General features: G+C 44.7%; 24 protein-coding genes, 1 tRNA gene and 1 other annotated feature. Of the genes, 5 read left to right on the top strand and 20 right to left on the bottom strand.

Going from position 1 to position 22924, the window contains the following annotated elements; translation table 11 throughout:
- Positions 1-25 precede the first annotated feature (25 nt).
- From ACI3E5_RS03780 to rplU, 11 genes are all read right to left on the bottom strand, one after another.
- Complete coding sequence (locus ACI3E5_RS03780; RefSeq protein WP_498820819.1) at positions 26-2848, bottom strand: sigma-54-dependent transcriptional regulator; 2823 nt, start codon at positions 2846-2848, stop codon at positions 26-28.
- 182 nt (positions 2849-3030) lie between these two features.
- Positions 3031-3564, bottom strand: coding sequence for a GNAT family N-acetyltransferase (locus tag ACI3E5_RS03775; RefSeq protein WP_005225759.1), 534 nt, complete (start codon positions 3562-3564; stop codon positions 3031-3033).
- Positions 3565-3660: 96 nt separating this feature from the next.
- On the bottom strand, positions 3661-4569 hold the full coding sequence (locus tag ACI3E5_RS03770; RefSeq protein ID WP_016610303.1) for a diacylglycerol/lipid kinase family protein: 909 nt from the start codon (positions 4567-4569) through the stop codon (positions 3661-3663).
- A 144-nt stretch (positions 4570-4713) separates the two neighbouring features.
- Positions 4714-5505, bottom strand: a complete 792-nt coding sequence (phnE, locus tag ACI3E5_RS03765; protein WP_010747988.1) for a phosphonate ABC transporter, permease protein PhnE — start codon at positions 5503-5505, stop codon at positions 4714-4716.
- Positions 5502-6284, bottom strand: coding sequence for a phosphonate ABC transporter, permease protein PhnE (gene phnE, locus ACI3E5_RS03760; protein ID WP_498820816.1), 783 nt, complete (start codon positions 6282-6284; stop codon positions 5502-5504). Before phnE (ACI3E5_RS03760) ends, phnE (ACI3E5_RS03765) begins: the two co-directional genes overlap by 4 nt.
- Positions 6281-7069 carry a phosphonate ABC transporter ATP-binding protein gene (gene phnC / locus ACI3E5_RS03755; protein ID WP_016610305.1) on the bottom strand — a complete coding sequence of 263 codons (789 nt, stop codon included), beginning with the start codon at positions 7067-7069 and terminating at the stop codon, positions 6281-6283. Before phnC ends, phnE (ACI3E5_RS03760) begins: the two co-directional genes overlap by 4 nt.
- A 95-nt stretch (positions 7070-7164) precedes the next feature.
- Positions 7165-8100 carry a phosphate/phosphite/phosphonate ABC transporter substrate-binding protein gene (locus ACI3E5_RS03750; protein WP_015509497.1) on the bottom strand — a complete coding sequence of 312 codons (936 nt, stop codon included), beginning with the start codon at positions 8098-8100 and terminating at the stop codon, positions 7165-7167.
- 461 nt (positions 8101-8561) lie between these two features.
- The gene (locus ACI3E5_RS03745) at positions 8562-9026 is read right to left on the bottom strand and encodes a GNAT family N-acetyltransferase (RefSeq protein WP_081118057.1); all 465 of its coding nucleotides are present in this window, start codon (positions 9024-9026) and stop codon (positions 8562-8564) included.
- A gap of 109 nt (positions 9027-9135) precedes the next feature.
- A complete protein-coding gene (gene rpmA / locus ACI3E5_RS03740) occupies positions 9136-9429 on the bottom strand; it encodes a 50S ribosomal protein L27 (RefSeq protein ID WP_003126181.1) in 294 nt (97 codons plus the stop codon).
- 12 nt (positions 9430-9441) lie between these two features.
- A complete protein-coding gene (locus ACI3E5_RS03735) occupies positions 9442-9786 on the bottom strand; it encodes a ribosomal-processing cysteine protease Prp (RefSeq protein ID WP_005225752.1) in 345 nt (114 codons plus the stop codon).
- A 26-nt stretch (positions 9787-9812) separates the two neighbouring features.
- Entirely contained in the window at positions 9813-10121 is a 309-nt protein-coding gene (rplU, locus tag ACI3E5_RS03730; RefSeq protein WP_498820812.1) for a 50S ribosomal protein L21, read from the bottom strand.
- Positions 10122-10140: 19 nt separating this feature from the next.
- Positions 10141-10211 (bottom strand) — a sequence feature (ribosomal protein L21 leader region).
- Between the two features lie 169 nt (positions 10212-10380).
- Between rplU and ACI3E5_RS03725 the strand changes: the two genes are divergently transcribed.
- Positions 10381-11034, top strand: coding sequence for a uracil-DNA glycosylase (locus ACI3E5_RS03725; protein ID WP_498820810.1), 654 nt, complete (start codon positions 10381-10383; stop codon positions 11032-11034).
- Positions 11035-11051: 17 nt separating this feature from the next.
- Here ACI3E5_RS03725 and leuD read toward each other — a convergent pair whose 3' ends face one another.
- The 4 genes from leuD to ACI3E5_RS03705 are packed head-to-tail and all read right to left on the bottom strand — an operon-like array spanning position 11052 to position 15583.
- A complete protein-coding gene (gene leuD, locus ACI3E5_RS03720; protein WP_375826333.1) occupies positions 11052-11639 on the bottom strand; it encodes a 3-isopropylmalate dehydratase small subunit in 588 nt (195 codons plus the stop codon).
- Positions 11639-13021, bottom strand: coding sequence for a 3-isopropylmalate dehydratase large subunit (leuC, locus tag ACI3E5_RS03715; protein ID WP_325843157.1), 1383 nt, complete (start codon positions 13019-13021; stop codon positions 11639-11641). Before leuC ends, leuD begins: the two co-directional genes overlap by 1 nt.
- A complete protein-coding gene (gene leuB, locus ACI3E5_RS03710; RefSeq protein ID WP_498820807.1) occupies positions 13002-14066 on the bottom strand; it encodes a 3-isopropylmalate dehydrogenase in 1065 nt (354 codons plus the stop codon). Before leuB ends, leuC begins: the two co-directional genes overlap by 20 nt.
- The gene (locus ACI3E5_RS03705; RefSeq protein WP_498820805.1) at positions 14063-15583 is read right to left on the bottom strand and encodes a 2-isopropylmalate synthase; all 1521 of its coding nucleotides are present in this window, start codon (positions 15581-15583) and stop codon (positions 14063-14065) included. The genes leuB and ACI3E5_RS03705 overlap by 4 nt, the downstream gene beginning before the upstream one ends.
- Before the next feature lie 574 nt (positions 15584-16157).
- Between ACI3E5_RS03705 and ACI3E5_RS03700 the strand changes: the two genes are divergently transcribed.
- The 3 genes from ACI3E5_RS03700 to ACI3E5_RS03690 all read left to right on the top strand — a co-directional run bounded on the left by ACI3E5_RS03700 (position 16158) and on the right by ACI3E5_RS03690 (position 17839).
- Positions 16158-16856 carry an O-methyltransferase gene (locus tag ACI3E5_RS03700; RefSeq protein WP_005225745.1) on the top strand — a complete coding sequence of 233 codons (699 nt, stop codon included), beginning with the start codon at positions 16158-16160 and terminating at the stop codon, positions 16854-16856.
- 145 nt (positions 16857-17001) lie between these two features.
- Positions 17002-17075 (top strand) — tRNA-Arg (locus ACI3E5_RS03695).
- A gap of 341 nt (positions 17076-17416) precedes the next feature.
- A complete protein-coding gene (locus ACI3E5_RS03690) occupies positions 17417-17839 on the top strand; it encodes an HIT family protein (protein WP_144808519.1) in 423 nt (140 codons plus the stop codon).
- Positions 17840-17878: 39 nt separating this feature from the next.
- Here the strand turns inward: ACI3E5_RS03690 and ACI3E5_RS03685 are convergent, their stop codons facing one another.
- Positions 17879-18415, bottom strand: a complete 537-nt coding sequence (locus ACI3E5_RS03685; protein ID WP_498820803.1) for a nucleoside/nucleotide kinase family protein — start codon at positions 18413-18415, stop codon at positions 17879-17881.
- 114 nt (positions 18416-18529) lie between these two features.
- Between ACI3E5_RS03685 and ACI3E5_RS03680 the strand changes: the two genes are divergently transcribed.
- A complete protein-coding gene (locus tag ACI3E5_RS03680) occupies positions 18530-19387 on the top strand; it encodes a PhzF family phenazine biosynthesis protein (protein WP_498820801.1) in 858 nt (285 codons plus the stop codon).
- Between the two features lie 149 nt (positions 19388-19536).
- On the opposite strand, the gene trpA is transcribed toward ACI3E5_RS03680, so the two are convergent.
- Genes trpA through trpC form a run of 4 tightly spaced genes read right to left on the bottom strand, consistent with a single transcriptional unit; the run spans position 19537 to position 22902 of the window.
- On the bottom strand, positions 19537-20313 hold the full coding sequence (trpA, locus tag ACI3E5_RS03675) for a tryptophan synthase subunit alpha (RefSeq protein WP_498820799.1): 777 nt from the start codon (positions 20311-20313) through the stop codon (positions 19537-19539).
- Entirely contained in the window at positions 20310-21503 is a 1194-nt protein-coding gene (trpB, locus tag ACI3E5_RS03670; RefSeq protein WP_005225740.1) for a tryptophan synthase subunit beta, read from the bottom strand. Before trpB ends, trpA begins: the two co-directional genes overlap by 4 nt.
- Positions 21500-22147, bottom strand: a complete 648-nt coding sequence (locus tag ACI3E5_RS03665; RefSeq protein ID WP_123834022.1) for a phosphoribosylanthranilate isomerase — start codon at positions 22145-22147, stop codon at positions 21500-21502. Before ACI3E5_RS03665 ends, trpB begins: the two co-directional genes overlap by 4 nt.
- On the bottom strand, positions 22144-22902 hold the full coding sequence (gene trpC, locus ACI3E5_RS03660; RefSeq protein ID WP_123834023.1) for an indole-3-glycerol phosphate synthase TrpC: 759 nt from the start codon (positions 22900-22902) through the stop codon (positions 22144-22146). The genes ACI3E5_RS03665 and trpC overlap by 4 nt, the downstream gene beginning before the upstream one ends.
- Between the last annotated feature and the right edge of the window lie 22 nt (positions 22903-22924).

Genomic DNA, 22924 nt, shown 5'->3' with positions numbered 1-22924 from the left:
AGTGTATCTGTATTATTTGCAGGATTTAAAAATACATTTCTTTTTCGTGATGGTTTTTGATCAACTCCAGCAGGTAATACTCTTCTGTCTTCGGCACTTCGATATTCATCAAGCGCGAAAATGATTGGACATGCACATGCAATTGGCCGTAAAGAGGATTCTCCTCCATTGCTGCTAAATCAATTTCAGAAACAGTCAATGGTTGACGCAATAAGATCCGCTCCAGCATACCTGCGCCATGCATCACAAAATTGATCTGAAAGCCTTGCTGCGCCCCTACCAAATCCAAATCGTGAATGATCTCTTCGCCAAATTTCCACAACGGCTCTACCACTTTTTTCGCATTGATATAGGTAAAGTTTTCCTCTAAATACCGAACACAGATTTCCTTTGCCTGCCGATCATCTAGCTGCACTTCATCTTCAAAACTCAAATCGTTTTCCAATAAGATATCATCCAACAAAAGATCAACATCTTGGTCGATAAAACGTTCTAATGAAATAAACGGTGCATCGATATGCGGATCAATGATCCCCGTTGCGGCAATCAGCCGGTAGCGCTGTTGAATCTGATCCAAGTCCGTTCTCAGATCCGCCACCGATAAGGTCACTACGTCAACATTTTGATTTTGGCGTTTTGACAATGAGCTTTGGATCAATTCTTTGATGCGCTGCGCTGTCCCTTTTCCCGAAGCGCAGACCGCTAGAATCGCTTTAGGGTGGTGGTTTTGTGACACTGGTTCTTCCACAGTGACCGCTCCGTATCCGCGGAACTTCCGTAATGAATCATAGAGCTGATCGAGGTCCGTGCCGATCACTGATGCTTTACGGACCGTCTCGAGGACGATGGAGGTAGTCACCATATCGACTGTTCGAACAGCCACACCCGTTTCTCGCTGGATTTCATTATTAAAGGTCGCTAAGGACCCCATATCGACTAAGAGGATCACCCCACTGCCGTCATTGACTGCTCGTACACTATCCACGATTTTTTTCAACGCCACAGCCGGTGGCATATCTAATGGCATGTCCACCGCTGTCACTTGATCGACTTCCAACAGCTGCTTGACTACTTGTACCATACTACTAGCCGTACTGTTGCCGTGAGCTGCCACAACGACACCAATTTTCCCAGAGGAATGTGTCGTACGCAGTGAAACCAATAGAACTGCCAAGTAATAGGATTCACTTTCAGGAATCGCCACGTGAAAGCTGTCGCCGATGAAGTCGCGGACTTCTTTGGCAACTTCGAACTCTTGGGGGTAATCCGCCACCATTTGACGAATGTTGTCGTTGGTTTGCCGTTCTTCTCCCAAATGGATCTTTTTCAAAAAAGAACTGATATGCAAACTCATCGCGTAAATAAAGTTTTGCTGGAAATCGTAATTTAACCGTTTCCGAACCATCTCATAAATTTGATTTGTTACACTGATCACTTTCTGATCGACAAACTCACTTAGTTTATTAACAGAATTAAAAGAGAAGCCGTGATCTTTATAAAAAGATTTCAAATGAACATTGATATCGGTTGAAATAAAATGATTGATTGCTTCTTGATCCAAACCATCTGCTTTTAATAAGGCTGCTTTATCCCCGATGATGTCGTAGAGATTGTAAGGCAATTCATAGGAATCTGATTGAATATTGTTTAAGTTTTGATTCGGTTGAATGCTGATCTTCGGTTCAAGGATTTTAGAAAGCTCCGCCAGCTCATTGCGGCGATTCCCCAAAACGATCAATCCCGAACGAATTCCTTCTGGCAAATCGACCAAATCGATCTCAATCTCATCTTGTTGCATATGATTCAAAAAGCCCCGAGCACAGACGAGCTGGACATTGGATTTCAATTGACCGATATTCCCAAAACTGACACTGCCGATCAACGCTTTGACTACATCTTCTGTCAAGGTGATCGTCCGCTGAATACGGGACGCCTCTTGCCCGACTAACACCCGAACGAGATCGACTTTTTCTGATGCGGGTCGTTTCTCAAAGAAGGGCAGTTGAATATTGATAGGAATGCGTCGGGTAAAGGTATCTAATAACGTTGAGTTGGGGTCTTCGGTAGTGGCTCCAACGATTCGGACATTCGCTTGATGATTTTTGCCCGTTTCCCCTAAACGACTAAACGTTCCATGGTCCATAAAGTAAAAAATCATTTCTTGCCCTTCTGGCGGTAATCGATGGATCTCATCGAGAAACAACATACTCTCATCCGCTTGATCAATAATACCGATCTTCTCTTGATCGGCACCCGTAAAGGCCCCCCGTACATAACCAAACAAATGGCTCATCAAAAGCTCTGGGTTATTTGCATAGTCGGCACAGTTAAAGACGATCAATTCTTTGTCATCGGCAATTACTTGATTGCTTTTGGCAAACTGGAACATTGCATGGGCAAAGTAGGTTTTCCCAGAACCAGTAGGCCCTGTGATCAAGCAGTTTAGCCCTTTTGGCGGATACAAGATGGCTGCTTTCGCCTGCTCAACGGCATTTTTCATACTTCCGTTGGCACCGATGATCGTCGCAAAAATATCTCGGTCAGAGGGTTTTCCTTGTACCCGTTGAGGGAAGGCTTTTTCTCTTTGCGGGCGACTTTCTTTGTAGCTTGGCACATACTTTTCCCTACTGCTGGGATCGACCCCTGCCACCCAGTAGCGAACAGGCCGCGAGTCGCTTTTTTCGACGCGCCCTTCTTTGACAAGCTTATTTAAATCCTTACTGGCATTACTGCGCTGAATGGCTAAATGATCGGCAACTTCTGAAGTAGACAACCCTTTCTTTTCCCCTAAGCCGCTCATCGTATTTTCGACGATATATTGATAAATCCGTTCGATTCGCTTGCCCAACAGCTTCGCCTCCTTGTTTTTTCCACTTGAATACTTTACTCATTTTTCTATAAAAAAGCAACTTTTTTTCCGTACAGAAAAAGCAAAATACTTTGTTCGAAAGAGCAATAGAACGTCCTATCACATGCTACTCTCAGCATAAAGCATTTTGCCAAAAAAAGATATTCAAAAGTCAGGATGCGTTAGGCTTTTTCATTGGGAATGAACGCTGGTACCTTCTCAGGAAACCATTGCAGTTCTTTTTGCATCCAAATCACATCGTGCCATTGATTGAACTTATAGCCGACCTGCGCAAAATCAGCAACTTTCCGATACCCAAGTTTCTCATGAAAAGCCTCGCTTTGTTGATTGCCTCCTGTAATGCAGGCAGTCAGATTGACCACGTTTTGCGCTTTTAATTTTTCTTCAAGCGCTTGATAAAGAGCGGTGCCGAGCCCTTTTGCCTTGGCATCCGGCGCTAAATAAACGGTTACTTCAACGGTCCAATCGTACGCAGCCCGTTCTTTATAGGCTGACGCATAGGCATAACCGACGATTTCACCAGCCTCTTCCGCAACGAGATACGGGTAGCGTTTCAAGGTCTTGGCGATTCGTTCCGCGAATTCTTGAACCGATGGCACCTCCGTTTCAAAGGTAATCGGTGTATTTTCTACATAATAAGCATAGATTGCTGTCAAGGCTTGGGCATCTGCAATCGTGGCAGAACGTATCGTCATAGAATCCCTTCTTTCAGTAAATTTTTTCCCAGTATACTCTTTCTGAACAAAAAAAACAATCCGCTTTTGACGGATCGTTTCCTAGTGATAAATGATTTAGCGGGCTTTTTCAGCTCCGCAATACACGGTAAGATGCTGCGGCAGTACCGCTACTGTGATTGGCAATTCAGGTCCTGGATCACCATCGACATTTGTTTCGATCGTTGCCCCATCCGTCAAACGAATCGCAGCTTTATCAAAGGTTTGATAGCCAAGCACATCATTTGATTCTGTCACCCCTTTGAGAAGCTCTGGGACACTTTTGACGGTCTCCCAAAGATTCGTATCCTTCAAGTAGATCAGATGCAATTTGCCGTCATCGGTACTCGCTTTAGGCAAAAGAGATTCGAAACCGCCGATCGTATTGGATGACCCAACGATCATCGTACTGCTTTCCACAGCGATCGTCGTTTTTTCGCCATTATTTTCGGCGGTCACTTCAAACGGATGACTTTCATTTTTCCGCACTTCCCGCAGACCAGAAACAAAATAGGCCATTTTTCCCAGCTTGGTTTTTTCTTCGACCTCTACGTTGTTGATCGCTGCTGGAATCATACCGATCGCCACCACATTGGTAAAATAGTCTTGATTGACCTGACCAATATCGATTTTTCGGGTGTGATCCACTGCAAATGATTCGATGGCTTCCTTAGGATCTAGTGGAATCGCTAATGCTCTGGCTAAATCATTTACTGTTCCCAGCGGGAAGAAACCAAAATTTGGTCGTTTGTCATGAGGGGCTAAGCCATTGACCGCTTCATTGACGGTACCATCACCGCCCATTGCAAAGACACTGTCAAATTCTGCTACCGCTTCAGAGGCAAAACGTGTGGCATCTCCTTCTTTTTCGGTATGTTTGACCACGACTTCTGAAAAAGCTTCCCGCAACTTTTCTTCTGCCAGCTGCTCATATTCTTGGGCCTGTTCCCCACCAGAGCTTGGATTGACGATCAATAATGCTTTCATAAAACAGCCTCCTTGTTTGGGTTCATTTTCTATGAATCCAGTATAACAAGTTTCACGAAACCTGTCTTAAACGACCTCCGCCTATCTCCTACAAAAAACACAGCCTAATCAGACTGTGTTTTTTCGAGTACTCACTTCATTTTATTAAACCAATCGTTTACGCAAACGCCCAGAAATAAAATCAATGATCGTGACCGTCACCACGATCCCTAATAAAATGATCCCTACACGGCTCCATGAACGCGCATTGATGGCAAAGATCATTGGTGTACCGATCCCACCTGCCCCTACGATCCCTAAGATCGAAGCTGAACGGACAGCCAGTTCAAATCGATACAAGGTAAAAGAAAGAAACTCTGGTATTAGTTGCGGCAATGTTGCAAAACCTAATACATCCCAGCGACTTCCTCCCGCACTAATGACGGATTCCGAGGGACCATGGTCCATGTTTTCGATTGCTTCGCTGTAAAGCTTTGCCAGCATCCCAATGGAATGGACACTGACCGCCAAGACGCCAGCAAAGGAGCCCGGACCTACCGTTTTGATAAACATGATGGCTAAGACGATTTCTGGAAACGTTCGAATCGCCGTCAGCACGATTTTCCCAAATCCCGATAACCAGCGAGGGCTGTTTTTGCTGCGCGCCGCCCAAAAGGCAAAAGGAATACTTAAAATCGATGACAAAAAGGTCCCAACAAAGGCAATCGCGACGGTTTCGATCATCAGACTGATCAAATCTTCGCCATCACCGGTATAAACATAGCCCCAATCAGGATGAATCAGGCCATAAAAGATCGAGCCGACAATTTGACCGACATTTTCTTTAACACCAGCAAAAGGCACGCCTGCAAAAGCCCAGATATAAAGGAGGATAACGACTACTGCGATCAGCCAATTCCGTATTTTTTTCTTTTTCGGTTCTGCTGGCAACATCATAATAATCGCTCCCTTAATCTATTACTAATGGTATCAATCACCAAAACAACTGCAAAAATCACTAAGACGATAATCGACGTCTGGTCATATCGAAATTGGCTTAAAGATCGTTGTAAGAAAACACCGATTCCGCCTGCGCCGATATACCCAAGAATCGTCGATGCCCGCACATTGATCTCAAAGGCATAAAGCAAGTAACTAAGAAAATGACTCATGACTTGCGGTACGACTGCATAGCGGATGATATCAAACTTCGATCCTCCAGAAGCCGTGATCGCTTCGATCGGACCTTCATCAATCGTTTCAATCGATTCATAAAACAATTTGGTGATCATCCCAAAAGAAAACACAGAGATGGAGATCACCCCTGCAACGGGACCAATTCCGACAATGGCAACAAATAGAGCCGCCAGCATCAAATCAGGTACCGTCCGAATGATATTCAAAACAAAACGGAAACAACCGCTGATCCAATGATTCGTCATGATATTTCGTGCTGCTAAAAGTGAAAACGGAAAGGCCGCCAGTGCACCAAAGGTTGTGCCGATGATCGCCATTTGGATGGTTTGCAAAATCGGCTCAACAATGATTTTGGCATATGCCCAATCAGGATGAGCCATCTTTTGTAAGATGACATTCATTTGACTGCTATTGCTAAAGAACCGTGCCAAATCAACACCTGAAATAAAGCCGCTAACGAACAATATCACTAAAAAAATGACGAGCCAAAGAACATTTTTCCATAGTCCGCTGCGTTTCGGCAACGTATTTGTCGTCATTGTCCCGCCCCTTCCTGCTCTTCCATGATCTCGCTGCCATAAATCTGTTTCAATCGCTGATCGGTCGCTTCACTGACAGGCCCATCAAAAACCAAGCCTCCGTCTCGCAACCCGATGATCCGCGTGCCGTATTCTCTTGCCAATTGGACAGAATGTAAATTGACAACGATGGTGATCCCGAGATCTTGATTGATCCGTTTTAAGTCATTCATGACTTTTTCAGTGGTTAACGGATCCAATGAAGCAACTGGTTCATCCGCTAAAATAATCTTCGGCTCTTGCGTCAACGCCCGGGCAATCGAAACCCGCTGCTGCTGACCGCCAGACAATTCATCGGCTCGGGTATAGACTTTTTCTGCTAAATTGACCCGCTGCAGTGATTGATACGCCAACTCTTTGTCCGCTTGCGGAAACAGACCCAGCAGCATTTTGATCGTGGGATGATAAGCCACACGCCCCGTTAATACGTTTCGCAAGACACTCGAACGTTTCACCAAATTGAAGCTTTGGAAAATCATGCCAATGTCTCGACGAATCAAGCGCAGCTCTCTTCCTTTTGCTTTTGTGATCGACTTGTTATCGATTAAAATCTCGCCACTCGTGATCTCGTGCAGTCGATTGATGGAGCGCAGCATCGTCGATTTACCTGCACCGGATAAGCCCACTACGATGACAAATTCCCCTTTTTTGATATCGATGTTCAAGTCCTTCAACCCCAACACCCCATTTGGGTATTGCTTGGTCACATTCTGAAATGAAATAATCGTTTCGTTCTCTAGAGCCATGATTCTCCTACTTTCTTTCCATTAGGTAAAAATTGCTGTCCATTCGAAAAGGGTACCTCAACTACCGGTACCCTCCCGATCTATTCATCTATTATTTATTGTCCGACTTGTTCCGCATACTCTCTTACAATGTCGAAATTGCTGTCTTGTGAAACAACGTATCCTTCATGAGAGTAAATATCAGAGATGATTTGTTTTCCTTCTTCATCTTTTCCGATCGCGATAAAGGCATCTTGGATTTTTTTGTCCCACTCTTCACTCATATCGCTGCGAACACTGATCGTATCGTTCGGAATCGGTTCGGTAAAGTACATTGGTTCTACCTCATCCATGATTTCAGGGTAATCATTTTTGACCGTGTTACGGGCATCTTCAAAAACGAACGCCGCATCAACGTCGCCATTCAAGACAGATAAGACCGCTTGGTCATGGCCTTTGACTTGAACAGTCGTCACATCCGTATTGATATCGATGCCTGCTTTTTTCATTTCTGCTACTGGCCAAACATAACCGGCAGAAGAAGTAACATCTTGCGTGGCAATCGTTTTGCCTTTTAAATCTTCCAACTCTTTGATGTCGCTGCCGCTTTTTACGACGATCATTGAACGATAGCTATCAACCAATTCATCCGTTGATTCGCCACCAGGCTGCTTGATGCCATAACGCTGTGCTTGTAATAACACCTTTACATTGCTTTGCTCATTTGCTAAAACATAGGCATTCGGCGGTAAAAAGCCGACATCTACTTGTTTCGAAGCCATTGCTTCGACGATTGTATTGTAGTCAGTGGAAACACTCACTGTAACTGGAATCCCCAATTCATCACTTAACAATTGCTCAAGTGGTTTTGCTTTTGCTTCTAATGTTTCTGCTGCTTGTGATGGGACAAATTGAACGGTCAACTTTTCTGGTACATATCCTGCGTCCTCAGCCGCCGAGTCAGTACTTGCTCCACCTGAGCCACATGCCGCCAGCGTAACTGCTGCCACCAAACCTAAACCAAACATTGCCGTTTTCTTCCAAACTTTCATCACTTTTTCTCCTTTTCATTAAAAAAATCGAACTCATGGAATTCCGAACTTTCCTTTTTGATTATAAAAAACCAACGAATTAAAAACAATCTTTTTCGAATTACGAACGTTTTCTTTTTTGATAATGTTCGTGTTTTGACCGGGATCATTCGTGAGCACATTCTCAATAATCAACGTTTTTCGAAAGTTTCTTTCCATTTGTTCTACTTCCTCAGAGTATCAAATGAATATAAGGTTTGTGTTGTCAACGTGTAAAGATTCTGTTAACAGCAAAAGGAACTTTGTGAACAACAAAGCATGGACATACTCGTAATTCTTACCCCAAGTGCACAAAATTTCTTGAAACGTCTAACCAGAAGATGACCGCACACTTTTTTTAACGAAACAACACAAAAAAAAACAGAGGATTCCCTTAAGAACCTCTGCTTTTGACCTCATTCTCTTACTGTAAAAAAAGTCATTTACCCTTGATCCGTTGGCAGCTGCAACAAGAGTACATGCTCGTTCTCAATCATTTCACCCGTCAAAACAAAGCCATTGCGTTCGTAAAGCTTCGTTGCGATCTCGTTGCCATCCACAGCGGAGATCCTTAATTCTTGCGCTTGGATATGGGTTTTGAACCAATCTAACCCAGCAAGAAACGCCTGAGTGCCTAACCCTTGATTTTGGAATTTTTCTGCGATCATAAACCGCTCGATCCACCACGAAGCTTTTGGATAATCCTCATCCGCCTCGTAAAAACTAAATAGGATAAAGCCGACCATTTCCTCACCATTGTATAGGGCAAATGCCTGACGAGGTTCCTCATAGATCGCCTCTAACATTGAGTACCAATTGGGCGCAACAAAGTCTTCTTGCTCCTTCGTTGTCTTCAAATTCATGCACGCACGATAGTTTTCCTTCGTGATTTCTTTTAATTGAATCATTGCTTCTCTCCTTATCTAAGCCATTACAAATAACTATTTCGTTAAAACGGTTTCATTGGTGTATAAAAAAACACCCAGGTTACTTTTACGTAATCTGGATGTCATTTTCTTATGCTTCTTGCGCTACTGGATAAACAGATACTTGTTTTTTGTCGCGACCTTTACGTTCGAAACGAACAACGCCGTCAACTTTTGCAAACAATGTATCATCTCCACCGATACCTACGTTTACCCCTGGGTAAATTTTAGTACCGCGTTGGCGATAAAGGATTGATCCGCCTGAAACGGTTTGACCGTCAGCACGTTTCGCACCTAAACGTTTTGATTGAGAGTCACGTCCGTTAGAAGTAGAACCCCCACCTTTTTTGTGAGCGAAGAATTGCAAATTCATTTTCATCAACATGAGATGCACCTCCTAGTTTTCTTTAGTAGTTTTGATTTGGATATAATCGTTGTACTCTTCTTGAACTGATTGCAAGCCGATCAACAAATTTTCTAAAAGAATTTGTGCGATATTCGACTGCTCTTGGGTCAAACGAGAAGGCAGTGTGACTAATAAGTACCCACCATTTTCGTTATCTGCTTCAACTTTTGGCGCAACGCCAGCCAAAGCATCGATCCCATTGACTGCACTGATCGCTAAAGCGGATGCTGCAGCACAGACGATGTCTTTGCCGTATTCTCCTGCTTGTGCGTGTCCAGCTAGTTCAAAAGAAACAATCCGACCAGAGTCATTTCGTTTGAATGTCCCTTTGATCATATTCGTTACCCTGCTTTTCGTAAGAATTAAGCGTTGATCGCGTCAATAACAACTTTTGTGTAAGGTTGACGGTGACCTTGTTTACGGTGTGAATGTTTTTTAGGTTTGTATTTGAAAGTTACGACTTTCTTTTGTTTGCCGTGTTTTTCAACAATCCCTTCAACAGTTGCTCCTGCAACGATTGGGGCACCCACTTTTGTTGATTCGCCACCTACTAAGATAACTTCATCAAAAGTAACCTTTTGTCCAGCTTCAACGTCTAATTTTTCAACGTAGATTGCTTGACCCACTTCAACTTTTACTTGTTTCCCACCAGTTTTGATAATTGCGTACATGCTCTACAGCACCTCCTTATAATATACTTAGACTCGCCATCCCAAGTGACTTTCGTACTTACTACTTGTTCTGTGCGGTTGTAGCTGTGGAGTCCACAATTACAACAGATTAACTTTATCAAAATGTTTTCCTAAAGTCAATCACTAATTAAGGAAAAGACAGAATTCTTTTGCTACTAGTCATTTCCTTTTGTGCATTTTTTATTTTCTATTACTATAGAAGAAAGAGCACAAGTGAAACAGAATTGGAGGAGTTTTCATGCAATACCCCAAAGAATTAGCCACTGCCGTTCAACAGGCGTCCCGCAGTTATCCGTTGGAAGGATTTGTTCCCGGTCAAGGACCGCTGCAGCCCAAATTGATGATCGTTGGGGAAGCCCCTGGACGAACCGAAATCGAGAATTTTATTCCTTTTAGCGGACAAGCAGGAAAAGAATTGATGAAATCGTTGGCTTTAGCCGGTTTGATCCGTGAGGATGTCTACATCACCAGCGCTGTTCGCAGTCGCCCATACTCCGTCAAAGAACGGATCAACAAGCGCAGCGGTGCCCATGAGATCGTCCATCCCAATCGGACACCTACCAAAAAAGAAGTCTTGCTACACGCACCGCTGCTTGACTACGAGTTGTCCGTTGTAGATCCGCCCGTCATTGCAACTGTTGGCAATATCGGACTGCAGCGATTATTAGGCAACGCCTATTATATCAAAGATCACCATGGCGAAGTGATCCGTTCCAAAATACAAGAAAGCAATCCAACAAAAGATGGCTATCAATGGTCGGAAAAAGAATATTTGATCGTGCCGATGTATCATCCCGCTGCGATCTTTTACAATCGAACGTTGACTCCGCAAATCGAAGCCGATTGGCGAGGGTTAAGAAACATCCTCTCACAAATACCAGCCGACGAATAACGACCAGTCCCCTAGCCCTACTGCCAATACGCTGGAATCGTCTGCTCATAGGCGGTGATTTTCGCCTCTTCCTGCAACGTGATACTGATCTCATCGAGACCGTGGATCAATTTGTGTTTCCAGGTAGCATCGATTGCAAAGAAATGCTCCTCCCCAGCAACGATCACACATTGCCTCGGCAAGTCGATGCTGATTTTTTCAGAAGCAGACAGCGAGGCGATCCTTTGGCGAACATCCAATGGCAGCTCGATGGGCAGCAGCCCGTTTTTGGTGGCATTCATATAGAAAATATCACCGAAGCTGCCAGCAATCACGGCTTTAAAGCCGTAATCCAACAGCGCCCATGCCGCGTGCTCTCGAGAAGAGCCAGAACCAAAATTATCACCAGTGACGAGGACTTGAGCGGTCTGATATGCTGGATCATTCAAGATAAATGCTGGATTAGGCTTGCGTTGCGGCAAATAGCGCCAATCGTCAAATAAAAATTCGCCAAAGCCCGTTTTTTCAACGCGTTTCAAATAATTTTTCGGTAGGATTTGATCGGTATCGATATTGTCATTCATCAAAGGCAGCGTCGTACCTTCAAATTGAGTAAAAGCTTCCATTAACCAACACCTCCAACCACTTCTCGTACATCGACAAAGCGCCCATGAATCGCAGCTGCTGCCGCCATCGCTGGACTACACAGGTGCGTCCGCGCGTTTTTCCCTTGCCGTCCAACAAAATTGCGGTTTGATGTGGAGGCACAATGGACGCCTTCTGGTACTTTATCAGGATTCATTCCTAAGCACATGGAACAGCCAGGCTCCCGCCATTCAAAACCAGCGTCAATAAAGACTTTGTCTAAACCGATCGCTTCCGCTGCTTTACGGACAGGGCGTGAACCAGGAACGATGATACCAGTGACCCCTTCTTTGATGGTTTGACCTTTCAAAATCGCCGCTGCCTCTTGCAGATCAGACAACCGACCATTGGTACACGATCCAATAAAAATGTATTCAATAGGGATATCAGCAGCTGTCTGTCCAGGTTGCAGCGCCATATATTCATAGGCTTGCTGATCATTGTGATCCCGCACTTCAGGAAACGCTTCGCTGACTGGTACCCCCATTTCTGGATTGGTTCCCCAAGTGATATAGGGTTCTAAGGTTGTTGCGTCTAGGGTGATCAGGGCATCATAGTTAGCATCTTCATCGGTATAAAGGCTTTGCCAATCAGACACCGCACTGGCAAACGCTTGCGGCGCAAAGCGTCGATCCTTCACATAAGCAAAGGTCGTTTCATCAGGTGCGATCAAGCCCATTTTCGCCCCACCTTCGATCGACATATTGCAAATGGTCATGCGTTCTTCCATCGTCAGGTTGCGGATCGTTTCGCCAAAGAATTCTACGGCATAGCCACCACCAAAATCAGTGCCATGGGTCGCGATCAATGCCAAAATAATATCTTTGGCGTACACTCCCGGCTGCAGGTGACCGGTAATCTCAACTCCCATGCGTTTCGGTTTTGTCTGCCAAATCGTCTGTGTCGCAAAGACATGCTCCACTTCACTCGTACCGATCCCAAACGCGATCGCACCGAAAGCACCATGGGTAGCAGTGTGGGAATCCCCGCAAACGATCGTTTTCCCTGGTTGGGTCAAGCCAACTTCTGGGCCAACCATGTGGACGATTCCTTGGTTGGCAGAGCCATTGTCACACAATTCGATCCCAAAATCACGACAGTTTTTACGTAACGTGTCCATTTGCTTTTTTGCAACCAGATCAGTGATGGTAAAAATATCTTTGGTAGGCACGTTGTGATCCATCGTTGCGAAGGTTTTTTCGGGACAACGGACGGTCCGTCCCGCTTGCCGTAATCCTTCGAAGGCTTGCGGTGTCGTCACTTCATGGATCATATGCAGATCGACATAAAGCAACTGCGCTTGTCCTTCTTCTCCTGTGATCACATGCCGATCCCATAGTTTATCAAACAGCGTTTTCCCCATAATTGCTCACTCCTAACTGTGCAATAACCGCTTCTGTAAAGGCAGTTGTCGTTGCTGTACCACCTAGATCACGGGTCAAGATCCCCGCATTCATTACCTCGTAACAAGCATTTTCGATGGTATCCGCCAGCTCTTCCTCTTGAAAGGACTCTCTTAGCATCATGACGACAGATAAAATCATGGAAACCGGATTGGCGCAATTTTGCCCAGCGATATCAGGTGCAGAGCCATGAATCGGTTCATATAAAGAAACCCCTTCTGCGCCATGACTTGCGCTGGGCAGCACCCCTAATGACCCTGGCAAAACCGAGGCTTCATCACTTAAAATGTCGCCAAAGAGATTTTCTGTCACGATTACATCAAAGTCTTTGGGATTTTGGATGATTTTCATAGCGGCGGAATCAACATATTGATGAGTCAACTGACAATCTGGGAATTCCTGTGCCGTTTCTTCCGCTAATCGGCGCCAAAGTCGGCTAGTCGCCAACACATTTGCTTTATCGACAGAGAGAACCCGCTTCTTCCGCGTGCGGGCGATCTCAAAAGCTTTACGCAAAATCCGTCGAATCTCTGCTTGATGATAATGATTGATGTCGTAGGCTTCTTCAGGTTTTTCTGCTTTTTCGCCAAAATAAATACCGCCAGTCAACTCACGAACGATGACAAAATCTGTCCCCCGAAGGATCGCTTCTTTAATGGGAGACAAAGCAATCACCGCATCAACTACTTTGATGGGTCGAATATTGGCGTATAGCCCTAACGCTTGACGCAAATTCAAAAGTCCTTTCTCGGGTGTTATTGGTGCGTTTTCCCAAACTGGATCACCAATGGCTCCTAAAAGGATCGCATCCGCCTGCTGGCAAGCTTGTAGTGTTTCTTGCGGCAATGGCTCACCAGTAATTGCCAGCCCCGCACCACCAAATGGCCGCTGGTCAAAATGAAAGCGTTGGAGATGGTCTGGACAAGCCGCTTTCAATACCGCAAGCGCACTGGCCATAATTTCTGGTCCGATGCCATCTCCTGCTAAAACCACGATCTTTTTCAAACAAGGACACCTCGATTCTTTAGAGCTGCGCTAGCCTGTACATAGGCTTTGGCTGACGCCTGCAAGACATCAAAGTCTAAGCCGATCCCGCTGATTTTTTCATTCGTTTCCTGACATTCAATAACCACGTGCACTTCCGCTTGCGCATCTTCCCCACTGGTCAAGGCAGTGATCTCATAGTTCAACAACTTCGGCTGCTGCTGGAAAATCTGATCGATCGAGTTGTAGATTGCTTGGATACTGCCGGCACCGATAGCTGATGCCACTTGTTTTTCCTCATCTTTGATGATAGAAACCACCGCTCCTTGATGGCCATTGGACACGTATTGCAGCTGAACTGACTCCAACTCGCAGCCATCTTCTTGGCTGCGGCCCTGGTCAGCCACCAACGCTAACAAATCTTGTTCGGTCACTTGCTTTTTCTTATCTGCCAACTCTTTGAAGCGTTTAAACAATTCATTGGTTTCTTCTTGGTCAAACTGGTAGCCCAGCTGCTGCATTTTATCGACAAACGCATGGCGGCCAGAAAGTTTGCCTAGAGGCAGTGAGTTGGTTTGTACGCCTACCAGTTGCGGGGTAATGATTTCGTAAGTTTCAGGATTTTTCAAGACGCCATCTTGATGAATCCCAGATTCATGGGCATAGGCATTGCCGCCGACGATCGCTTTGTTTTTCGGTACCGTGATCCCAGACAAACGTGCTACCAGATCGCTGGTGCGTTTTGTTTCGTTTAACTTGATGTTGGAGGTAGCCTGATAGAAATCATTGCGAATATGCAACGCCAGCGCCACTTCTTCTAATGCGGTATTGCCCGCTCGTTCGCCGATCCCGTTGATCGTTCCTTCCACCCGATCAGCACCATTTTCGATAGCTGCCAGCGCATTGGCTGTCGCCATTCCCAAGTCATCATGACAATGGGAAGAAAAAGTGATCTGCTGCTCGCTTTTGATATTGGCGATCAAATAGGCAAAAAGCGCTCCATATTCCGTAGGATTGGTAAACCCTACTGTATCGGGCACATTGATGATCGTCGCGCCGGCATCAATCGCTGTTTGAACCGCCTCAAGCAAGAAGGCTTTATCGGTGCGGGTGGCATCTTCTGGCGAAAATTGAACTTTTTCAAAGCGTTCACGGGCATAAGCCACATGTTCTTTGATGGAAGCGAGTACTTCTGCTTTCGTCATATTCAGCTTGTACTGGCGATGTACCTCACTCGTTGCTAGAAAGACATGGATCTGGGGATCGACGGCTTGATGAAGAGCTTCATAGGCACGATCAATGTCTTTTTTCTGACAACGGGCAAGTCCTGCAACGGTCATTTTCGTCACCGCCCCAGCAATCGCTTGGACTGCTTGAAAGTCTCCTTCTGATGCAATCGGAAAGCCTGCTTCGATCGTATCGATCCCCCATTTTTCTAATTGCAGCGCCAGTTGAACCTTCTCTTTCGTATTGAAGTTGACTCCCGGCGTCTGTTCACCGTCTCTCAATGTGGTGTCAAAAAACTGGATTTTTCTCATCACTATTTCCTCCTTGGCAGTGGTAGGGGCACGCTTGGCGCGACCTCATTCAAACAAATTGAAAAAATGGTATAAAAAAAGCACTCCATAAAGGGTTTCCTTCATGCAATGCGAATAGGACTCTTCAAATGATGCCTTAAAAAGGCGGGTCATAGAAAAAGAGTCCTTACGATAATAATAATAAAAATGCAGCTGTTTGTTTCAATCGTTTATCCATCGTCGTCACCTATCACTTTTTTTATCTTGTTATGAAGATACCAAACAGCAGGTTCCTCTGTCAACACTTTTCCCTGAATTTTCTGAATATTTCGATAAAAAGTTCGTTTTCGCCTTGATGATGGGTTGCTTTTCTTCCTTGATGAAAATTTAAGCAGAACCTGACGAGATCTTCACAGGATTTTAACCAAACCTCCACATAACACCGTTATGATAGAAATATCCCAAAAATATTTTTCACCCCTTTATCCTGCCAGTCGTATGACTGGTTTTTTTGTTGTTCCAAAGACTCGAAAAGATTGAACTTAAGGTGAGTTATTCGTATAATAAGGGGCAGCGATAAATGAGGAGGATGAAGATGCGCAACGAAATGATGCATCGTCCAGTAGTCAAACCAGAACTAGTGGCGTTTATGCGTGAAAAACAAAAACAATTACCCGGCGAACTTGGTGAAATCGAGCAAGCCGCTCATGAAAAAGAAGTGCCAATCATCCCACATGAAACTGTGGTCTTTTTGCAGTTTTTATTGGGACAGCTTCAGCCAAAAGAAATCCTTGAGATCGGCACAGCGATCGGTTTTTCTTCAAGCTTGATGGCGCAATGTGTGAAAGAGGGGCATGTCACAACGATCGATCGCTTTGACGTCATGATCCGCAAAGCCAAAGAAACCTATGCTCGCTTAGGAAATGAAGACAAAATCACGCTTTTAGAAGGACAAGCGGCAGATGTCCTGCCTACATTGAGTGGTCCTTATGATTTTATCTTCATGGACAGCGCCAAATCGAAATACATTGAATTTTTACCAGAATGTCTGCGTCTATTACGCAAAGGCGGCGTGTTGATGGTGGATGACGTGTTTCAAGCTGGAACGATTCTACAACCCATCGAAGACATCCCTCGCAACCAGCGAGCGATCCATCGCAAATTGAATCTTTTCTTGGATACCGTGATGAACCATCCTCAGCTGACCTCCACCCTCGTCCCTTTAGGAGATGGCGTGATTCTCATTACGAAAGAAGCAGATAGCGTAATCCTTGAGGAACCTGAGAAAGGTTGAGGGCAGCTGCGCTTCCTTTTTTCAAAGAAAAAATAAGAAAAGGGCGAAAAGAGATTGACATTGCTGCGCCCTTTTTCTATAATGTTATTTGTTGCTGATTGATTTCAACAGCTTAGGCGAAGTGAGCATTCGCTGAAATTTATTTGTTCCAGTAGCTCAGCCGGATAGAGCATTCGCCTTCTAAGCGAACGGTCGGGGGTTCGAATCCCTCCTGGAACGTTATATTATCGTGCATAGCGCTAGCAGATCGTTAGGAATCTTGATTCCTAGCGATTTTTTTTGACAAATTTTTTAAAAGCCACTTTTTTCAAACGTCACTTTTACCACAAATCAGCAGCACGGTGCTTTTCTTTTGCAAACAACCTATTAACTAATTATCTAAAACATCATTAATTATCACATATAGTTTTAACTGCTAAATAAATATGATATTATCCTCTCAAAGAGCGGCTTAATTGCAAAGCTCGTTTATGGTTTCCCATAATCCAGTAGCTTCACGTTTTTAGATATTATACTTCTCGAACACAACTAACAAAATTTATTCCATAGGAGGAATTTTGATGGAAGAATGTCCTTTTTGCCGTATCGTCTTTGGAAAAATAAAAAGCCATGTAATCTATGAAGATGACAGTGTTTGCGCCTTCCTTGATCATGCCAAAGACGTGGATTATCATATGCTGGTTATTCCTAAAAAACATTACACCAGTATTTTAGACTGCGACCCCGTTCTTCTTGCTCACCTCATTCAAACGGTTCAAAAAATAGCAGATCATTGTGTCACTCGCTTAGGATTTGATGGGATTAATTTGCTAAGCGCAGCAAATCAAGCAGCGGGTCAATCAGTCCCTCACTTTCATCTTCACTTGATTCCGAGAAAAAAATGTGACGGTATCAATGCGTGGCCCACATTCCATGGAGCAGCGCTCTCTTTAGAGGAAGCAGCGGCATTTTTGACCTTTGAAACAGATAGTAAGGGAGTTTAAACAAAACTCAGTAGACTAAATCTTACTTAAAAGCGCTTCTTAAAATACTTGATAATACTTTACTTGTTCTGCTAGCTGATCAGCTGGTCGAGCACCATCCAGTACATAGTCGGCTGTTTCAGCAATGATCTGTTCGTGTAAAACAAATAGCTCCCTTGCATAGGAAAGATAAGTATCTGCCCAAGTCAAAATCGCTTCTTTTGATTCGTTCGTATAATCCCGGTTAATCTGACGAGCAAAAGCAATATCTAGTGGTGTTTTCAAATAAATCACCGTATCGATCAACTGACGCAAATCTTGGTGCTCATATCCGAAGGGAAAGTTCACAAAAATGATTGGTTGAATGCTGATCGCTCTCTTCAGATCTTTTAGTAGCAGACTGATGTCATATTGATTGATCGCTGCGCGGGGATCTTGTAAAAAATAATCAAAAGATGGTGCTGAGGGCAATCCATCGATACTATAATCATCAAAGGAGATCACTATTCCATCTGCCAATCTACTCAATTCACGAACCAATGTCGTTTTGCCGGACGCTGTAACACCACTGACTACAATTACTTTCCCTCTCTTCATGAAGTCCCTCCTCTGTCGTACCTTCAGTATAACACGCTCAACCAATCCTTTTTCTTATCCTCCCCCTGCAAAAATTATGCTATGCTTGACAAGAATAAAGAAAGCAGGTGTCCTATGGAGATAACGGTATATATCGCAAGCGGGTTTAGTAAAAATCAAACAGGTGGCAACAAGGCTGGAGTCGTTTTGCTGGAACAGCCCCTTACACCACAACAAAAGTTAGCCATCGCAAAAGAGTTAGGCTTTTCAGAAACAGCTTTTTTATCGAAATCCCCGGAGGCCGATTTCCGATTTGACTATTTTACGCCAAAAGAAGAAGTTGACTTATGCGGACATGCAACAATTGCCTCCTTTGCTCTGTTGTCGTATTTGAACAAACTTTCCAAGCAACAGTATCGCATCGACACCAACGCCGGACGTTTGTCGATCACCATCAAAGACGGTGTCATTTTCATGGAACAGAACAAACCACTGTTTTCAGATGTGCTTTCACTAGAACAATTAGCTGACTGTTTCGATACCAATGCTATTGATGATCAAATTCCTATTCAAATCGTTTCTACTGGATTAAAGGATATCCTTGTTCCAATCAAAACAACGGCCCAGTTGCAGCATATTGTACCTGATTTTGAGGAAATAAAAAAAGTAAGTGCGCTGCAACAAGTAGTTGGCATGCACTTATATGCAATGGAAAAAGAACGAATCGTTTGCCGTAACTTTGCCCCATTGTTTGACATCAATGAAGAATCTGCCACAGGTACTTCCAATGCCGCTTTGGCTTGCTTCTTGCATCAAAAATGTTCCCTTGAAGAAGAAGTGTATCGCTTTGAACAAGGCAGCAATTTAGGTGAACCTTCTGAAATCTTTGTCAAACTAGCTACGTCCTCGCGAAAGGAAATCCAACGTGTTTACGTTGGGGGCAGAGGGCATTTTTGCGAGACAGTCACCATCGACACCGATACACTGGCATAATCACAACAATTTAGGCTGATCTTCCATCAGCCTTTTTTTCCTCTTCACACAGCGTGTTCTTTTTCCATAGCAGCCCATCAGTATCTCGAATACTAGTTTTCTCATAAAAAAAAGAACCCAACTCGGGTTCTTTCCTTCACATTGATTTTCTATGAAATACCAACAAGTTCTGCTAATAGCTCACTGACTTTAGGCAGTGGCTCGTTCTGTAAGGCTGCTACGATTTTTGAACCGATCACTACCCCATCGCACACTCGGGCAAAGCGCTGCACGTCTGCGTGGGTCGAGACACCGAAACCAGCTAGTACAGGAATGGGACTTTTTTCCGAAATGGCTTGCAAATGCTGATCCAGCTGTTCGTTGTATTGACGATCTTCTCCAGTGACACCGTTCACTGTCACAGCATAAACGAATCCTTCCGCTTCTTCGATCAGCGTCTGAATTCTGTCTGGAGGACTGGTCAAAGAGACCAGTGTGATCAGCGCGAGATCCGCCGCATCAAACGTAGGCGTTACTAGCGATCGATGTTCAAAAGGTAAATCTGGAATAATCAACCCTTTCACATTTGTCGTTTTTAACTCATTTGCTAACTGTTCAATCCCATAATGAAAGAATGAATTGGCATACCCCATCAATACCAGTGGAACCTCAGAATGGATCGTTTGCAGCGCAGCAATGATCTTTTTTAAAGTGGTGCCATTGGCTAATGCCTGCATTCCAGCCGCTTGGATGACCGCTCCATCTGCGACTGGGTCTGAAAAGGGCACGCCGATTTCAATGGCGGCTGCGCCATGTGTCGTCAACAGTTCGATTTCTGCTGGCAGGCGTTCCAGTCCGTTGTCACCCGCCATGATATAAGGTACAAACAAAGGCTTGCCTTGTTTTTGGCGCTCTTTTAGTTTCATCGTCAATGTTTTGCTGGTCATTTCGCTTCCCCTTTCCGATCTTTGATTTGTTGAACATCTTTGTCCCCTCGCCCAGACAAACAGATCACTAAGCGTTCTTCTGCTGTCATCGTTGGCGCTAACTTTAAAGCATAGGCAACGGCATGAGCACTTTCCAAAGCGGGAATAATGCCTTCGATTTGAGACAAGAGATAAAAGGCGTCAACAGCTTCTTCATCAGTGACCGCGAAATACTCCGCACGTGCAATTTCCTTCAAATAAGAATGCTCGGGACCGACCCCTGGATAATCCAAACCAGCTGAAATCGAATAGGGTTCAATCACTTGCCCATCATCGTCTTGCAGCAAATGCATTTTGGTACCATGTAAAATACCGATACTGCCTTTCGTCAAAGTCGCCGCATGCTCGGTAGTATCCACGCCTTTTCCAGCTGCTTCAACGCCAATCAAACGAACGGTTTGATCGTTGATGAAAGGGTAAAACATTCCCATCGCATTGCTGCCGCCGCCAACACAAGCAACGACTGTCGTTGGTAGTTGTCCTTCTTTTTCTAATAGTTGCCGCCGTGTCTCACTGCCAATTACACTTTGAAAATCTCGAACGATCTCTGGAAAAGGATGCGGACCGAGTACCGAACCCATCACGTAATGAGTGTCCTCGACGGTTGCTACCCAGTAGCGCAGCGCTTCATTGACAGCATCTTTCAATGTCTGATTGCCTGATGTGACTGAAACCACTTTTGCTCCCAACAATTCCATTCGAAAGACGTTTAGTGCTTGCCGCTGAACATCTACCGCGCCCATAAAAATCGTGCATTCCATACCGAACAACGCGGCCGCAGTTGCTGTGGCGACGCCATGCTGCCCAGCACCGGTCTCTGCTACCACTTTCTTTTTCCCCATCCGTTTTGCTAATAAGACTTGGCCAAGTGCATTATTGATTTTATGGGCACCCGTATGATTCAAATCTTCTCGCTTCAGATAAATTTTGGCACCGCCTAAGTGTTGTGACAAGCGCTGGGCATGATAAAGGGGGGTCTCTCTTCCTACATACTCTTGTAAATATTCCTGTAATTCAGCTTGAAAACTTGCGTCCGTTTGTGCTTCACGATAGACAGTTTCCAATTGCTTGACTGCATACATCAATGTCTCTGGCACAAACTGTCCGCCAAAAGAACCATAAAATCCTGTTTTTGTGGGATACTGAGTCATCTTTTTTTCTCCTTTACTAAATGAATAAATTGTTCGATTTTCCGACTGTCTTTCTTGCCCTGGGTTTCAACGCCTGAAGAAACATCGACAGCATAAGGCCTAAAAAGTTGGATCGCCTCTTCTACATTTTCCACGTGCAACCCGCCAGCAATAAAAAATCGCTCAGACAACGGCAACGGTTCTCTCGCCGCTTTTTGCCAATCAAAGGACTGGCCGTTGCCGCCAGCATAAGGGTGATCTCTTACTGGAGCGTCCAATAAACCGAAATCTGCATCGCAGCTCAGGAAATCTTGCTCTAAAGTCTCTGCTTCTCCATCAAAGGCTTGGATCACTGCGATCTTTTGATGAGCAAAAACCCCCTTCTGAATGGCTGTTTGCAAAGATGGCAGAACCTTTCCATGGAGCTGAATCGCTGTCAATTGGGCGGTTTGAATTGCCGCTTGCACTTCTTCAACACTTGGAGAAACGAAAACCCCGACTTTTCCTACATTTTCGGGAACTTGCTCCGTTATCTTGCGGACTTGGGTCGGATCGATTCTCCGACGGCTTTCGGCAAAAACAAAGCCAAGGTAATCTGCTCCTGCATTGATGGCAGTTTCGACATGCAGGCGTTCGGTGAGTCCACAAATTTTCACTTTGGTCATCGACGGCTCACCTGCAAATCTGCCGCTGTTTCAACAATTCGATTGCTCCTCATCAACGTTTCTCCAACGAGGACTCCATGATAAAACGGTGCAAGCTGCAGCACATCTGCGGCCGTTCGAATACCAGATTCACTGATGTAAACCGCCTCTGACGGCTGAGGTGCTAAAGCAACACTGACATCCAAGGAAACGTCAAAGGTTTTTAGGTCACGATTGTTGACGCCGATGATTTTGGCACCTAATGCTTGGGCATGTTGAAATTCAGCCGCATTATGGGTCTCAACGAGTACTTCCAACCCTAGTGCTTCGGCTTCTTGATACAGCGCGACCAAACGGGCTGGCTCCAACGCAGCCACGATCAATAAAACGATACTGGCACCCGCATTCTTGGCGCGAATCAATTGTTTTTTGTCGATAATGAAGTCTTTGCATAGTATAGGCACAGAAACAGCCTTACTGACTGCTTCAAGATCTGCCAGCGAGCCTTTGAAAAACTGCTGGTCGGTCAAAACGGAAATCCCGCTGACACCCGCGGTTTCATAAGCTTGCGCTTGCGTGACTGGGTCGATCGCTTGATTAATGTCTCCTTTTGAAGGTGAAGCTCGCTTGATTTCAGCAATGAGGTGCATCTTTTGTGGTCGTTCCTTGACTAGCTGATAAAATGATGGGCGTTTCGCTACGACCTTTTCGGTTTCTTGTGGCATCGCGGCAACTTCTTTAACTTTTTTCTGGATGATCGTTTCTAAAAAATCCATGATTCTCCTCCTTACAGCTTTC

It is taken from the genome of Candidatus Enterococcus avicola, from assembly GCF_047470845.1.
In the GTDB taxonomy this organism is placed as follows: domain Bacteria; phylum Bacillota; class Bacilli; order Lactobacillales; family Enterococcaceae; genus Enterococcus_D; species Enterococcus_D casseliflavus.
This window is presented reverse-complemented; position numbering and strand designations above follow the sequence as displayed.

Bases quoted from the DNA above. Each gene is read 5' to 3' on its own strand.
- trpA (WP_498820799.1), bottom strand. From the start codon at position 20,313: ATGACCAGCAAAACATTGACGATGAAACTAAAAGAGCGCCAAAAACAA.
- phnE (WP_010747988.1), bottom strand. From the start codon at position 5,505: ATGATGTTGCCAGCAGAACCGAAAAAGAAAAAAATACGGAATTGGCTG.
- ACI3E5_RS03705 (WP_498820805.1), bottom strand. From the start codon at position 15,583: ATGAGAAAAATCCAGTTTTTTGACACCACATTGAGAGACGGTGAACAG.
- rpmA (WP_003126181.1), bottom strand. From the start codon at position 9,429: ATGTTGATGAAAATGAATTTGCAATTCTTCGCTCACAAAAAAGGTGGG.
- ACI3E5_RS03775 (WP_005225759.1), bottom strand. From the start codon at position 3,564: ATGACGATACGTTCTGCCACGATTGCAGATGCCCAAGCCTTGACAGCA.
- ACI3E5_RS03750 (WP_015509497.1), bottom strand. From the start codon at position 8,100: ATGAAAGTTTGGAAGAAAACGGCAATGTTTGGTTTAGGTTTGGTGGCA.
- ACI3E5_RS03680 (WP_498820801.1), top strand. From the start codon at position 18,530: ATGGAGATAACGGTATATATCGCAAGCGGGTTTAGTAAAAATCAAACA.
- leuD (WP_375826333.1), bottom strand. From the start codon at position 11,639: ATGGAAGCTTTTACTCAATTTGAAGGTACGACGCTGCCTTTGATGAAT.
- leuC (WP_325843157.1), bottom strand. From the start codon at position 13,021: ATGGGGAAAACGCTGTTTGATAAACTATGGGATCGGCATGTGATCACA.
- ACI3E5_RS03700 (WP_005225745.1), top strand. From the start codon at position 16,158: ATGCGCAACGAAATGATGCATCGTCCAGTAGTCAAACCAGAACTAGTG.
- phnE (WP_498820816.1), bottom strand. From the start codon at position 6,284: ATGACGACAAATACGTTGCCGAAACGCAGCGGACTATGGAAAAATGTT.
- ACI3E5_RS03665 (WP_123834022.1), bottom strand. From the start codon at position 22,147: ATGACCAAAGTGAAAATTTGTGGACTCACCGAACGCCTGCATGTCGAA.
- trpB (WP_005225740.1), bottom strand. From the start codon at position 21,503: ATGACTCAGTATCCCACAAAAACAGGATTTTATGGTTCTTTTGGCGGA.
- ACI3E5_RS03735 (WP_005225752.1), bottom strand. From the start codon at position 9,786: ATGATCAAAGGGACATTCAAACGAAATGACTCTGGTCGGATTGTTTCT.
- ACI3E5_RS03690 (WP_144808519.1), top strand. From the start codon at position 17,417: ATGGAAGAATGTCCTTTTTGCCGTATCGTCTTTGGAAAAATAAAAAGC.
- ACI3E5_RS03770 (WP_016610303.1), bottom strand. From the start codon at position 4,569: ATGAAAGCATTATTGATCGTCAATCCAAGCTCTGGTGGGGAACAGGCC.
- ACI3E5_RS03745 (WP_081118057.1), bottom strand. From the start codon at position 9,026: ATGATTCAATTAAAAGAAATCACGAAGGAAAACTATCGTGCGTGCATG.
- rplU (WP_498820812.1), bottom strand. From the start codon at position 10,121: ATGTACGCAATTATCAAAACTGGTGGGAAACAAGTAAAAGTTGAAGTG.
- trpC (WP_123834023.1), bottom strand. From the start codon at position 22,902: ATGGATTTTTTAGAAACGATCATCCAGAAAAAAGTTAAAGAAGTTGCC.
- ACI3E5_RS03725 (WP_498820810.1), top strand. From the start codon at position 10,381: ATGCAATACCCCAAAGAATTAGCCACTGCCGTTCAACAGGCGTCCCGC.
- phnC (WP_016610305.1), bottom strand. From the start codon at position 7,069: ATGGCTCTAGAGAACGAAACGATTATTTCATTTCAGAATGTGACCAAG.
- ACI3E5_RS03685 (WP_498820803.1), bottom strand. From the start codon at position 18,415: ATGAAGAGAGGGAAAGTAATTGTAGTCAGTGGTGTTACAGCGTCCGGC.